Below are 13,148 nucleotides of genomic sequence, written 5' to 3' on the forward strand. Positions count from 1 at the left end.
GAAAGATAAAAATTATTTTTTCGCTTTAGCTTGTGCTGCTGCTTTAACGATAACGGCAAATGCGTCCGCTTTCAGTGAAGCGCCACCAACTAATGCGCCATCGATGTCTGGTTGACCAAACAGTTCGGCTGCATTTTTATCATTAACAGAGCCACCGTATTGAATGATCACTTGTTCAGCGATAGCAGCATCTTTTTTCGCGATATGATCACGAATAAATTTATGAACCGCTTGAGCTTGTGCTGGAGTTGCAGATTTACCTGTACCGATAGCCCAAATTGGCTCATAAGCAATAACGGCATCTTTAAATGCTGCTGCACCATGTGCATTTAAAACAGCATCAATTTGGCGAGCACACACTTCTTGTGTTTTGCCTGCTTCATTTTCTGCTTCAGTTTCACCGATACATAATACAGGTGTTAAACCTAACTCTTTTAACACGCCGAATTTTTGAGCGATAAACTCGTCAGATTCTTTATGATAAGTACGACGCTCAGAGTGACCAATGATAACGTATTTAACATCAACGTTTTTCAGCATTTCTGCTGAAGTTTCACCAGTGAAAGCACCTGATAAGTTAACACCTGTATCTTGAGCACCTAATGCAATACGGCTTCCACCAATTTCATGGCGTGCTTGGCATAGGTAAACTGCTGGTGGTGCGATAGCAACATCACAACCCGCAACACCGCTAACTTCTTTACGTAATGCAGCAATTAATTCATGAACCATATGAATGCTGCCGTTGAGTTTCCAGTTACCCATGACTAATGGATGGCGCATAACTTTTCCTCCAACCGAGTGGTTTAAATTTAGTTTGCTAATAAACATGAATTCTGTTGATGCACAACAGTATAGAGAACAATGAATAGAATAGCTTTGTTTTTTATCACGGAATAGCTGAAACGATCTTGCTGTTTAAAGAAAGCTTAATCGGTTCAATGGCAAAGGTGGTTAATTGGTCATCTTCATGGGCAATAATATAGCGAATAGCACCCACATCATGGCTAATGTAATCAGAATTTTGATTTTTAAATGCGAATAAATTGAGAGCTTCTTGAATTTGCTCTTGGGTTATTGATGAGTCAAATTGGGCGATCAAAGTGATAATGTATTGTGTTGTTAGCTCGCGATTTATTTTTTCTAATTCAGGTGAATCTGGGGAGTGGATCAGCGTGAGTTGTAAACTTTTTATTTTTTCGCTCCCGCGCTCTAATATTGCAGATGAATAGAGATAAGGCGTAATACGCGTTGCAGCTCTAACAAGAGGGATCGCAATATCGTGATTAGTAATAATTTTATATTCGTTAAGCGATAACAACGGATTTTGTTGATTGAACTTAGCTCTTAGCTCTGGAATGGTTATCTCAAAAACAGGTGCATCTTGTTTAAGATAGGCAATATCATCTTTAGTGGGCTGTTTTTGTGTGACAGACATTTCTGTTGCAAAAACAGAAGTTGGCAAACAAAGAGCAATACTTATGATTATCAGGTATAACGTAGAAAGTGTGTTTGCTTTTATCATCTGTCCTCCGCTTATCTGTGCTGTTATTGGCTAGTCTGTATTATTTGGTACCAAATGGACAGTGTAATTCACAAATTAAGTAAATTATTGAGAATTTATGACCTTACAACATTGGGCATTTTCATTCAAAGGACGAATTGGACGTCGTGATTTCTGGGCTGGTTTAGGGGCTTGTTTTGCTCTTTTTTTAGGCTTATTTATTATTAATGATATGATTTATCCATTACCAGCTATTGTTACGTGGATACTCATCTTTTTTATTCTTTATCCTTTATGCGCGATTTTTACAAAAAGACTGCATGATAGAAATAAAAGAGGAATATGGCTCTTATTACTCTTACTTGCCGTGATGTTAGGATTAGCCGATACCAGTAGTTTAGAACCTTTTTGGCAATGGGCGATTGGACGTTTTCTTCCTTCTTTTATTGGGATGATTATGTTGCTTGATTGTGGTGTATTTATTGGTAATGACGGTGAAAACTATTTTGGTAAACAAACTGAGCAAGTGGATTACCGACGCTTACGCTAATACTTTTTATTAAAATAAATTAATAAGGGCGAAAGAGAAGAATTCGCCCCTATTATTATTTCTCTTTTTCATATTACCAATATTGCTCACTGGTGATATGCCCGGGTTTTCGTCGTAAATGCTTACGCATTTCCCGCTGCTCTTTCAAGAGTTGTTGAGTGTCTCTGACCATTTGTGGATTACCACACAACATAATATGGCTCTCTTCTGGGCTGATGGTTAGGCCAACTGTTTTTTCTAAAGCCCCACTTTCAATGAGTGCAGGAATACGTCCTGTTAATGAGCCAATATGATTTTCACGGCTGACAACGGTTTGAATGCGTAATTTGCCTTGATAACGTTCAACGAGTTTTTCCATTAAAGGTAAATAGCTTAAGTCATTAGCATATCGAACAGCGTGGACAAGAACGATATTTTCAAATCGAGAAAGATCTTCACCTAATTGTAAAATAGAGAGGAAAGGGCCGATAGCGGTGCCTGTCGAAAGCATCCAAAGTGTATTCGCGGTGGGTACTTCTTCTAATACAAAAAAGCCACTGGCTTGTTCGGTCACAAGAACTTCATCACCTATTTTTAGTGCGCACAATTTAGGGCTTAATTTTCCATCAGGCACAGTCACCAGATAGAACTCTAAATTGGGATCATTAGGTGCATTCACATAAGAGTAGGCTCGTTGTACTCGCTCGCCATCAATATCTAGCGCTAATTTTGCAAATTGCCCAGCTGTAAACTTATCAATAGGAGCATTGACGACAAGACTCATTAACGCATCAGTCCAGTGATGAACTTGAGTAACTTTTCCATTCACCCAATTAGCCATAGAGATTATCTCCTTTTGATAAATATGCTTATGTTGATTATTTATTCTAAATAGGAAGCGATTTTTTATTTATCAAGATGGTGTGGTGATGTTATTTATCTGAGATTTTGTCAATCAATGACACAATATGTACATTTATATTGACAGCTATGGTGTTTTTCTCTGACATTAGGTGTCATACAAAAATTGCTGGCTATCTCGCAAATTTCTCCAAATTTGTTAACTTAGTCTCATTTTGAAAAGGCATGCATTTTGCGGAGTTTATTTTTATAAATTCTCTGTGGTGTGTGCCTGTCCGTTAATTTATTTATCTGAAATTCTTGAGCAAAGAAAAGAAATGAGAAAGTTAGAGCATGCAAATCTATTATTATTGATAATTGCACTGGTTGCTGTGGGTCAAATGACTCAAACTATTTATGTTCCTGTTATTGCTGATATGGCCGTTTACTTTGGTGAGCCAACCGGAGCGGTACAGCAAGTTATGGGTGCCTATCTTTTTTCTTATGGTTTTTCACAGCTAATTTATGGACCTATTTCCGACAAAGTAGGACGCCGTCCTGTTATTTTAGTTGGTATGACTATTTTTTGTTTATCAACACTCGTAGCGATTTTCTCGCAAAATTTAACCACACTGGTGATTGCAAGTACCTTACAAGGGATGGGAACTGGTGTTGCAGGTGTAATGACACGTACCCAACCTCGTGATTTATATACAGGAACTGCATTACGTTACGCCAATAGTTTGTTAAATATGGGCGTTTTAGTTAGCCCATTATTAGCGCCGATGATTGGTGGTGTTGTCGCTCACTTCTTTGGCTGGCATGCGTGTTATATTTTCTTATTATTATTGGGAAGTAGCGTTCTTTTCTGTATGTATCGTTGGATGCCTGAAACACGTCCTGTACAAGTTGAAAAGCGTAAAATGTTATCATCATTTTACTTACTGCTTTCAAACAGTACCTTTAGTGCTTTTTTAATTATGCTGATTTGTGCGTTATCAGGTATTGCGGTCTTTGAGGCATCAAGCGGTGTATTGATGGGCGGCGTGTTGGGATTAAATAGTATTACTATCAGTATATTATTTATTTTGCCTATTCCCGCTGCATTTTTTGGTGCTTGGTATGCAGGCCGTGAAGGCAAAACCTTTGTACAGCTGATGTGGCATTCTGTGTTTTGTTGTTTATCCGCAGGGATTTTAATGTGGATCCCCGGTTGGCTAAATATTATTAATATTTGGACTTTATTAGTACCCGCAGCACTATTTTTCTTTGGTGCAGGTATGCTATTCCCATTAGCAACAACAGGGGCGATGGAGCCATTCCCTTATTTAGCGGGTTCAGCAGGTGCACTGGTGGGTGGTTTACAAAATGTAGGTTCCGGTGTAGCAACATGGTTTTCTGCTTTACTGCCACAACATAATCAATTCAGTTTAGGTATGATTATGTTTGCTATGTCAGTAGTGATTATGCTTTGTTGGCTTCCTTTGGCTCATCGTTTTAGCCATGAAGAACATACTATTTAGTTGATTGATGTAGTGACTGAAATAAAAAATGCCGAGATAAAAATCTCGGCATTTTGGTTTTGTAGCCTAGGCTACTTCTCTCTCAAACAGTTTTACTGCAATTAACCTTTACTGAATTAACCGCGATCTTCCCATTCTTGAGCGCGAGCGACGGCTTTTTTCCAGCCGTTATAGCGATAGTTACGCTCAGTGGTTTCGATGCCAGGGCGGAATTCCTTATCAATAGCGGCTTTGTTTTTCACTTCTTCTAAATCACTCCAAAAACCGATAGCAAGACCAGCAAGGAATGCAGCACCTAATGCGGTACTTTCACGAACAACAGGGCGTTCTACACGCGTACCTAAAATATCGGATTGGAACTGCATTAAGAAGTTGTTGGCAACAGCACCACCATCAACACGCAGTGATTGTAAACGTGCGCCTGAATCAGCTTGCATTGCATCAAGCACATCGCGTGTTTGATAAGCGATAGACTCTAAGGTTGCACGAATAATGTGATTACGGTTAGCGCCACGGGTTAAACCAAAAATAGCACCACGAGCATACGGATCCCAATATGGTGCGCCTAAACCTGTAAATGCAGGAACAACATAGACGCCATTAGTATCATTAACTTTAGTTGCGAAGTATTCAGAGTCAGTAGCTTCATCAATGAGTTTTAGCTCATCACGTAGCCATTGAATAGAAGCACCACCAACGAATACCGCACCTTCTAGGGCATAGTTCACTTCACCGCGAGGACCACAACAAATTGTTGTTAACAAACCATGATTAGAACGAACTGCTTCTTTACCTGTATTCATCAGTAAGAAGCAACCCGTACCATAGGTATTTTTTGCCATGCCACTTTGTACGCAAAGCTGACCATAAAGTGCAGCTTGTTGGTCACCCGCCATACCGGCGATAGGAATACGTGTCCCCCCTTTACCACCAATGTTTGTTTGGCCATAAACTTCTGAAGATGGCACTACTTTTGGTAGCATATTGCGAGGAATATCCAGCAGATCGAGGATTTTTTGATCCCAATCTAAAGAGTGGATATTAAATAACATGGTACGTGAGGCGTTAGTGAAATCTGTAACGTGAACGCGACCTTGTGTCATTTTCCAAACTAACCAAGTATCAACAGTACCGAATAACAATTCGCCTTTTTCTGCTTTTTCACGAGCGCCTTCGACGTTGTCGAGGATCCATTTTAATTTTGTACCAGAGAAATAAGGGTCAACCATTAAACCCGTGTTTTGACGGATATATTCTTCAACACCTTCTTTATCTTTTAAGCGAGTACAGAAATCCGCAGTACGACGGCATTGCCATACAATTGCATTATAAACAGGTTTCCCCGTTTCTTTATCCCATACAATGGTGGTTTCACGTTGGTTTGTGATACCAATACCTGCAACGTGGTCGGATGGAATATCTGCTTTTGCTAATACTTCAACTAAGGTTGCACTTTGTGTCGCCCAAATTTCCATTGGATCGTGTTCAACCCAGCCTGGCTTAGGATAGATTTGGGTGAATTCACGTTGTGAAATACTGACAATATTGGCATCGTGGTCAATGACTACGGCGCGTGAACTGGTTGTACCCTGATCCAGTGCAACAATGTATTTTTTCTCGGTATTCGATGTATTTGTTTCTGTCGTCATGTTAGTAACCTGTTCTGATAATCAACAATATTGCTCTTAATTTTATTTATCGTCTTCAATTTTGCAGGTATCGCAAGGTAAGTGACGGCCAATTAATTTACGGTAAGCCAATGCACCTAAGATACCACCGATAAATGGAGCAATCATTGGAACTAAGAAATAAGGGATATCACGTCCACCAGTCAGCGCAATATCACCCCAGCCAGCAAAGTACGCAACCAGTTTTGGACCAAAGTCACGAGCTGGGTTTAAGGCGAATCCAGTTAATGGGCCAAATGCACCACCGATTACGGCAATTAAGATACCAATTAATAAAGGTGCTAATGGACCTTTAGGTACACCGTTGCCATCATCAGTTAAGGCTAAAATTAAGCCAACTAATATAACGGCAATGATAACTTCAACAAAAAAGGCATGTACAACGGAAATTTGAGCTGCAGGATAAGTTGAAAATACACCAGCAGTGAAGAGACTTTCTTGTGAGCCTCTGACAATGCCATTAACTTGTTCGTAGTCGAGGAAAACACTGTAGTACATAAAATACACAATAGCAGCGGCAAAGAAGCCACCTAACATTTGTGCAATAATATAAGGGATAACTTTTCTGCGTTCAAAGCAAGCAAATAACCAAAATGCAACGGTAACTGCTGGGTTTAAGTGAGCACCAGATGTGCCCGCGGTAAGATAAACGGCTAAGGCAACACCCAGCCCCCAGATAATACTTATCTCCCACAGTCCTAGCTCTGCGCCTGCAATACGTACCGCAGCAACACAACCAAGACCAAAGAAGACTAGTAACGCAGTTCCGATAAATTCAGAAATGCATTGACCCATAAGAGAGGTTTTCGTCTGGCTCATATATTCTATCCTGAAAGAGGGTTATTTATTGTTAGTATTCTTTTCGAATTGAAAAGATAACTGTGAATTTATCGTTAATGAGCGTAAACGAGAATAAGCGAAATTGAAATTTGTGTGTCTCATCAAGAAAATGAGTGAAAACGCTCTTAATTAGTGACTTGTTCGACATTTGTAATGTGATCTGACCAGTATTTTTGATAAATTGAAAAAAGAATGTAATTCCTCGGAAGATGCTAGACAGTTGTTGATAGGCTACTTACAATCGGAAGTATCGATTATATGGGGGATTACAGTATGTCATTTGAAGTTTTCGAGAAGTTAGAATCAAAAGTACAACAAGCAATTGATACCATCACGTTATTACAGATGGAAATCGAAGAGTTAAAAGAAAAAAATAACGCGCTGAGCCAAGAAGTTCAAGAAGCAGCAGGATCACGCGAAGCCCTTGTTCGTGAAAATGAAGAACTGAAACAAGAGCAATCAACTTGGCAAGAGCGTTTACGCGCGCTGTTAGGCAAAATGGAAGACGTGCAATAATAGTCTTTATTTGCTTAAAGCCTAAAAAACAAAAGCCACCGTTAGGTGGCTTTTGAGTATTGAAATCGTAAGAACGCAGATAAAAAGTAACAATTACTCTTCAATCAAATCTTCATCTAAGCCTAATGGCTCTTCAGATAAAATGATCCCTGTGTTATCAGCATAAAGATAATCACCAGAGAAGAAGGTAACACCACCGAAGTTAACACGGATATCACTTTCACCAATGCCTTCACTTTGGCAACCCGCAGGAATAGCAGCCATTGCTTGAATACCTAAATCAAGCTCTGATAATGCATCAACTTGACGTACGGCGCCGTAAACGACAATGCCTTCCCATTCATTAGAAACAGCAAGTCGCGCTAGTTCAGCATCAACTAAGGCTTTACGTACAGAGCCACCGCCATCGACCAAAAGAATACGACCCTTGCCATTTTCTTCGAGTAAGTCATAAAGCAGGCCATTATCTTCAAAACATTTAACGGTGATGATTTGCCCGTTAAAGGCACTTTGACCACCAAAGTTTGAGAAAAGCGGTTCTACGACATTGATATCTTCTTGATAGATATCACAGAGTTCAGAAGTATCATATTTCATAGGAGATTACGTCAGGTTGCCACAGGAAAGTCCAGTATATCCCTTAACAGGGGCGGTTGGCAAAAGACTCACTGAAAATTCAGTGAGTCAAATCAACAATCGAGTGAAATTATTCTAAAACTAAACCTAAAGAGAAAAGAACGTTAGTTAACAGTGCTGCTTTTACCATATGTTCGAGTAGTGGACGCATCGCCTCACCTGAATGATCGGCATTCACACGTTTGATATGCAGTAAAAGCATAGGGGTGGCGAGTAAAAATAACCACGCGGTCCAGCGATGCATATAAAGTAGAGTGAAGATAATTAAGCAGGCAATAGAGAGAAAAATAACACACGTATGGTAAGTTCGTGAGCCAGCAGGGCCTAAGCGAACAGCTAATGTATGTTTACCTGCCTGAATATCACTTTCTAAATCGCGCATATTATTAATGTTTAGAACAGCGACAGAAAGTAAACCACAGGCTGTGGCAGGAAGTAGGGTAACAATATCAAACGTGTTGGATTGTAAGTAATAAGTTCCGATGACACTTAACCAGCCAAAGAAAATTAAAACAGAGATATCACCCAGCCCCATATAACCATAAGGGCGCTTACCCACGGTATAAGTAATCGCAGCAACAATAGCGAGTAAACCCATCACTAAGAAGCCAATAGCATCTTCTGGCTTTTTACAGGCGACAATAATCAGTGCAATACCACAGATACAGGAAATAATAACATTTAGGATCAGCGCTTTTTTCATTTGAGCCGCTGTTATTATGCCTTTTTGCATTCCACGAAGTGGCCCTAAACGCTCTTCAGTATCTGTTCCTTTTACGGCATCACCATAGTCATTGGCAAGGTTTGATAAGATCTGTAACGTTCCTGCTGTCAATATAGCAAGCAGTGCAATAGGTAGCTCAAAATGACCCATCCAATACGCTAATGCGGAACCAGTCACAATGGCAATTAACCCTAAAGGTAGAGTTTTGGGTCGTAAACTTTCAAGCCAGGCTTGGGTCCGGCTAGTGGAATTTAGAGAGCTCATGCTGAAATTCGATACTCATGTTCGTTGTTATTATAAAAATAAGAATGGGAGGCAAGCCTCCCACGTAAATATTGCTGATAAGGATCGCACAAGTTGATTATAAAATAAATCGACTCAGATCTTCATCTGCGACAAGCTCATCCAGATGCTGTTTCACATATTCTGCATCAATCAATACTGATTGACCTTGACGTTCACTTGCATCGTAGGAAATTTCTTCCATCAAACGCTCTAAAACAGTATGCAAACGACGAGCACCGATATTTTCAGTGGTTTCGTTTACGCGCCATGCTGATTCAGCAATTTTGCGAATACCGTCTTCGGTGAAGCTAATAGACACACCTTCGGTTGCCATTAATGCTTCATACTGTTTTGTTAACGATGCATTAGGTTCAGTTAGAATACGCTCAAAATCTTCTGCTGTCAGCGCTTGAAGTTCAACACGAATTGGCAGACGTCCTTGTAATTCAGGAATTAAATCAGAAGGACTTGAAACTTGGAAAGCGCCTGATGCAATAAACAGAATATGGTCTGTTTTTACCATACCGTGTTTTGTTGAAACTGTACAACCTTCAACCAGTGGTAAGAGGTCACGCTGTACACCTTCACGAGAAACGTCAGGGCCAGAACTTTGTCCACCACGTTTACAGATTTTATCTACTTCATCAATAAAGACGATACCGTGTTGTTCTACCGCATCAATAGCTTGCTGTTTAAGCTCTTCAGGGTTAACTAATTTAGCAGCTTCTTCTTCAACAATAAGCTTAAACGCATCTTTGATTTTCATCTTGCGCGCTTTTTGCTTTTGTCCCGCTAAATTTTGGAACATAGATTGTAATTGGTTCGTCATCTCTTCCATTCCTGGAGGAGCCATAATTTCAACACCCATTGGTGTTGCAGATAACTCAATTTCAATCTCTTTATCGTCTAATTGGCCTTCACGTAATTTTTTACGGAAAGATTGACGCGCTGCTGAAGGTTCTGATGCTTGTTCTGTTACGCCCCAGTTATTTTTTGCTGGTGGAATAAGTACATCAAGGATACGTTCTTCAGCCATTTCCTCAGCGCGGAAGCGATTTTTTTCAATTGCTTGGCTACGTACCATTTTTACCGCAGAGTCGGTTAAGTCACGGATAATAGAATCGACTTCTTTACCCACATAACCCACTTCGGTGAATTTAGTTGCTTCGACTTTGATGAAAGGTGCATTTGCCAATTTTGCTAAACGGCGTGCAATTTCAGTTTTACCAACACCGGTAGGTCCAATCATCAGAATATTTTTAGGTGTGACTTCATGGCGTAGCGCTTCATCAAGCTGCATACGACGCCAGCGGTTACGTAGGGCAATCGCCACAGCACGTTTCGCTTTATCTTGACCAATAATAAATCTATCAAGTTCACTGGCAATTTCGCGAGGAGTCATTTCAGACATGCTCTCTAATCCTTACTCTTTTGAAGAGAGTTCTTCAAAGTTGACATTATGGTTAGTGTAAATACAGATATCTCCAGCGATGCTAAGTGCTTTCTCAGCAATTTCTCGTGCAGAAAGTTCAGTATTTTCTAGCATAGCTCTAGCCGCTGCTTGTGCATAAGGGCCACCGGAACCGATAGCAATTAAATCGTTTTCTGGTTGAACCACATCACCATTACCTGTGATGATAAGAGATGTATTTTCATCTGCAACAGCAAGCAACGCTTCTAATTTGCGTAGCATTCTGTCTGTGCGCCAATCTTTAGCAAGTTCTACCGCAGCTTTAGTTAAATGCCCTTGGTGAAGTTCTAATTTGCGCTCAAACAGTTCAAAAAGAGTAAAAGCATCAGCAGTGCCGCCAGCAAATCCCGCAATGACTTTGTCGTTATAAAGACGGCGTACTTTGCGAACATTGCCTTTCATGACGGTATTACCCATCGTCGCCTGTCCATCACCACCGATTACAACTTGGCCCTTACGGCGAACACTTACGATTGTAGTCATGAGTCAGCCCCTGGTTTAATCAATAAAAATGAGACGGGAAGTGTCTTTATTTAAGATAAAGCACTGCCCGTTGTGTGAATTAGAATTATAGGTGGGGGAGAAAATTTATTTTTCAACCCCCAGAAGAGCGAAGAATACAACCTGATACGCCAGCTCCAGCTGCTTGTCTACTCACAGAGTTGGCTTGTTCTTTACTGTAAGGACCTGATAAGACGCGGATCCAACCATCATTTCCTTTCGTTACTCGGCTTTCAACACCAGAAAAAGCCAGAGTTGCTCTCACTGATTCAGCTTGTTCGGTATTTTTAAATGAGCCGCATTGCACTAAAAAGTTTGCTTCAGTAACAGCAGGTTTAGGCGGTGTAACAATTGCAGGTACTTGCGGTGGTTGAGTTTGTACAGGCTGTTGTGCAACAGAAGGTGTTGTTGCAGGTGGTGTTACAACCACTTGTGAGCGCGGTACTTCACCATTGTAAGGCACTTCTGGCAGTTGAACAGCAGGTTGACGCTTATCCGCTTCAATTTGTTGTAAAAAACGTAACTGCTCAGGCGAAAGTGTTGCTTTCGGATTAATCTGGCTACCCGATGAAGGATATTCAGGCTGTAAAGGCGTACCGACCTGACGATTTTCCAATTCTTTAATATATTGCCAACGCTCTTGCGGTTTTGGCGGTAGGCTATTCGCTGGATGCTGCCCAGTGATGGTTGGCGTTGTTTCTACGGCTTCTTTTTTATCATGTGTAATAAAATAGAGGCCGCCGATAAACAGCGCCACAATAGCGATTGCCGCAATAAGCGTCGTTAAAGGCAGCCCTTTAGCAGCCTTTTTGCTTTTACTTTTCGTTGTCTTTTTACGACGAGCAGATGTCTGTCCTCGTCCCACATAGTCTCGTTGTGCCACAGTTCGATTCGCTGATAATTAAAGGAATAGGTATCACAAACGATATGTTACTTAACATAGTGTGTTTTGCCTAGCTTTTAAGCCGACAGACACTCTCTCTTATAATTAGCTCACAATCTAATAAGCGAGAACCAGGTGCAACAGGTCTACCTTGTAGTTGATCGAGTAATAACAACATAGATTCACGACCAATTTGATAACGAGGTTGCTCCATTGTTGTTAGGGCTGGTTCGCTATAACGTGTGATATCAAGATTATCAAAACCAATCACAGAGAGATCTTTAGGGAGCTCTAATCCTAATTTTTTCGCCTGCCACATAACGCCAATTGCCATAATATCACTATGACAGAACACGGCTGTTGGTGGCTCAGGTAAAGAAATCAGCTTTTTCAGACTTTCTGCACCGCTTTCATGGGTAAAATCACCACGGATAATATAATCTTCACGCAAAGGTACGCCTGTTCTACGCATAGCTTGAATATAGCCTTGTAAGCGATAACGACATAAAGGCATATCTTCAGGGCCTGTAATACATGCAATACGCTTATGACCCATTTGCTGTAAATAGTGTGTTGCTCTAAAAGATGCCGTGAGATTATCAATATGCACGGTAGGTAATTCGAGTTCAGGCGCAAACTCATTTGCCATGATCATCGGTGGTAAATTTTTCTGTTCTTCTTTGGAAACATCAAAAGGGATATGTGAGCCAAGAAGTAACATACCGTCAATTTGTTTGGTGATAATGAGATTAATAAAGGCATTTTCATGTTTTTGCTGATGTTTACAATCACCAATTAACACGAGATAACCATGTTGAGCAGCGGTTTCTTCGATGCCACACACAACATCAGTAAAAAATGGATCGCTGATGTTAGGTACGATCACAAGGATCGTTTTTGACTCGTTACGCTTAAGGTTTTTTGACAGGTTATGTGGGTAATAGCCCACATCAAGAACAGCCTGTTCAACTTTCTGACGGGTTTGTGAGGATACTTTTTCCGGATTCATTAAAGTACGTGACACAGTTGCTGTGGACACGCCGGCTGCAAAGGCAACATCTTTCATTGTTGCTTGCGTATTATCTTTATTATTCTGTTGCAAACCCCATACCTCCCTTCTGGATGGTTTAGTTAAACGATTGCTTTTTTGTTGCAAAAAAACCGCCAATATTCAAAAAAGGATTTTATCGACGGTTTTTAATTCAAGA

Annotated in this window: 14 protein-coding genes; 3 read left to right on the forward strand and 11 right to left on the reverse strand. The window is 40.4% G+C overall.

The features are described 5' to 3' along the window. Window positions 1–12 precede the first annotated feature (12 nt). Window positions 13–783: a triose-phosphate isomerase gene (tpiA, locus tag ABN212_RS12025; RefSeq protein WP_069366847.1), complete on the reverse strand. Its 771-nt coding sequence runs from the start codon at window positions 781–783 to the stop codon at window positions 13–15. A 106-nt stretch (window positions 784–889) separates the two neighbouring features. Next, window positions 890–1,525: a DUF1454 family protein gene (locus ABN212_RS12030; protein WP_198620343.1), complete on the reverse strand. Its 636-nt coding sequence runs from the start codon at window positions 1,523–1,525 to the stop codon at window positions 890–892. A gap of 97 nt (window positions 1,526–1,622) precedes the next feature. Here ABN212_RS12030 and ABN212_RS12035 point away from each other — a divergent pair, with 97 nt between their 5' ends. Then, a complete protein-coding gene (locus ABN212_RS12035; RefSeq protein ID WP_198620344.1) occupies window positions 1,623–2,054 on the forward strand; it encodes a DUF805 domain-containing protein in 432 nt (143 codons plus the stop codon). Between the two features lie 73 nt (window positions 2,055–2,127). Here ABN212_RS12035 and fpr read toward each other — a convergent pair whose 3' ends face one another. After that, window positions 2,128–2,874, reverse strand: a complete 747-nt coding sequence (gene fpr / locus ABN212_RS12040) for a ferredoxin--NADP(+) reductase (RefSeq protein ID WP_198620345.1) — start codon at window positions 2,872–2,874, stop codon at window positions 2,128–2,130. Between the two features lie 337 nt (window positions 2,875–3,211). Between fpr and emrD the strand changes: the two genes are divergently transcribed. Further along, window positions 3,212–4,396 (forward strand): multidrug efflux MFS transporter EmrD, encoded by a 1,185-nt coding sequence (gene emrD, locus ABN212_RS12045; protein ID WP_198620346.1) that lies wholly within the window; start codon window positions 3,212–3,214, stop codon window positions 4,394–4,396. A 116-nt stretch (window positions 4,397–4,512) separates the two neighbouring features. Here emrD and glpK read toward each other — a convergent pair whose 3' ends face one another. Together glpK and ABN212_RS12055 are read right to left on the reverse strand one after the other, a co-directional pair. Further along, window positions 4,513–6,045 carry a glycerol kinase GlpK gene (glpK, locus tag ABN212_RS12050; protein ID WP_151436595.1) on the reverse strand — a complete coding sequence of 511 codons (1,533 nt, stop codon included), beginning with the start codon at window positions 6,043–6,045 and terminating at the stop codon, window positions 4,513–4,515. A 42-nt stretch (window positions 6,046–6,087) separates the two neighbouring features. Beyond that, the gene (locus ABN212_RS12055) at window positions 6,088–6,903 is read right to left on the reverse strand and encodes an MIP/aquaporin family protein (RefSeq protein WP_198620347.1); all 816 of its coding nucleotides are present in this window, start codon (window positions 6,901–6,903) and stop codon (window positions 6,088–6,090) included. A 294-nt stretch (window positions 6,904–7,197) separates the two neighbouring features. Between ABN212_RS12055 and zapB the strand changes: the two genes are divergently transcribed. Beyond that, on the forward strand, window positions 7,198–7,440 hold the full coding sequence (gene zapB / locus ABN212_RS12060) for a septal ring assembly protein ZapB (RefSeq protein WP_109373414.1): 243 nt from the start codon (window positions 7,198–7,200) through the stop codon (window positions 7,438–7,440). Window positions 7,441–7,533: 93 nt separating this feature from the next. Here the strand turns inward: zapB and rraA are convergent, their stop codons facing one another. The 6 genes from rraA to cytR all read right to left on the reverse strand — a co-directional run bounded on the left by rraA (window position 7,534) and on the right by cytR (window position 13,042). Continuing rightward, window positions 7,534–8,037 carry a ribonuclease E activity regulator RraA gene (gene rraA, locus ABN212_RS12065; RefSeq protein ID WP_100157725.1) on the reverse strand — a complete coding sequence of 168 codons (504 nt, stop codon included), beginning with the start codon at window positions 8,035–8,037 and terminating at the stop codon, window positions 7,534–7,536. 109 nt (window positions 8,038–8,146) lie between these two features. Further along, window positions 8,147–9,064, reverse strand: a complete 918-nt coding sequence (locus ABN212_RS12070) for a 1,4-dihydroxy-2-naphthoate polyprenyltransferase (RefSeq protein WP_109373415.1) — start codon at window positions 9,062–9,064, stop codon at window positions 8,147–8,149. Between the two features lie 97 nt (window positions 9,065–9,161). Next, entirely contained in the window at window positions 9,162–10,496 is a 1,335-nt protein-coding gene (gene hslU, locus ABN212_RS12075; protein ID WP_099073971.1) for an HslU--HslV peptidase ATPase subunit, read from the reverse strand. A gap of 12 nt (window positions 10,497–10,508) precedes the next feature. Further along, a complete protein-coding gene (gene hslV, locus ABN212_RS12080; RefSeq protein ID WP_006534149.1) occupies window positions 10,509–11,039 on the reverse strand; it encodes an ATP-dependent protease subunit HslV in 531 nt (176 codons plus the stop codon). A gap of 112 nt (window positions 11,040–11,151) precedes the next feature. Beyond that, window positions 11,152–11,940 (reverse strand): SPOR domain-containing protein, encoded by a 789-nt coding sequence (locus tag ABN212_RS12085; RefSeq protein ID WP_198632496.1) that lies wholly within the window; start codon window positions 11,938–11,940, stop codon window positions 11,152–11,154. A gap of 70 nt (window positions 11,941–12,010) precedes the next feature. Continuing rightward, window positions 12,011–13,042, reverse strand: a complete 1,032-nt coding sequence (cytR, locus tag ABN212_RS12090) for a DNA-binding transcriptional regulator CytR (RefSeq protein WP_198632497.1) — start codon at window positions 13,040–13,042, stop codon at window positions 12,011–12,013. Window positions 13,043–13,148 lie beyond the last annotated feature (106 nt).

This window comes from Proteus genomosp. 6 (genome assembly GCF_040139785.1).
Classification (GTDB): domain Bacteria; phylum Pseudomonadota; class Gammaproteobacteria; order Enterobacterales; family Enterobacteriaceae; genus Proteus.

Coding starts and splice junctions, on each gene's coding strand:
- ABN212_RS12030 (WP_198620343.1), bottom strand. CDS start 1,525: ATGATAAAAGCAAACACACTTTCTACGTTATACCTGATAATCATAAGT.
- tpiA (WP_069366847.1), bottom strand. CDS start 783: ATGCGCCATCCATTAGTCATGGGTAACTGGAAACTCAACGGCAGCATT.
- hslV (WP_006534149.1), bottom strand. CDS start 11,039: ATGACTACAATCGTAAGTGTTCGCCGTAAGGGCCAAGTTGTAATCGGT.
- ABN212_RS12070 (WP_109373415.1), bottom strand. CDS start 9,064: ATGAGCTCTCTAAATTCCACTAGCCGGACCCAAGCCTGGCTTGAAAGT.
- emrD (WP_198620346.1), top strand. CDS start 3,212: ATGAGAAAGTTAGAGCATGCAAATCTATTATTATTGATAATTGCACTG.
- hslU (WP_099073971.1), bottom strand. CDS start 10,496: ATGTCTGAAATGACTCCTCGCGAAATTGCCAGTGAACTTGATAGATTT.
- fpr (WP_198620345.1), bottom strand. CDS start 2,874: ATGGCTAATTGGGTGAATGGAAAAGTTACTCAAGTTCATCACTGGACT.
- glpK (WP_151436595.1), bottom strand. CDS start 6,045: ATGACGACAGAAACAAATACATCGAATACCGAGAAAAAATACATTGTT.
- rraA (WP_100157725.1), bottom strand. CDS start 8,037: ATGAAATATGATACTTCTGAACTCTGTGATATCTATCAAGAAGATATC.
- ABN212_RS12055 (WP_198620347.1), bottom strand. CDS start 6,903: ATGAGCCAGACGAAAACCTCTCTTATGGGTCAATGCATTTCTGAATTT.
- zapB (WP_109373414.1), top strand. CDS start 7,198: ATGTCATTTGAAGTTTTCGAGAAGTTAGAATCAAAAGTACAACAAGCA.
- ABN212_RS12035 (WP_198620344.1), top strand. CDS start 1,623: ATGACCTTACAACATTGGGCATTTTCATTCAAAGGACGAATTGGACGT.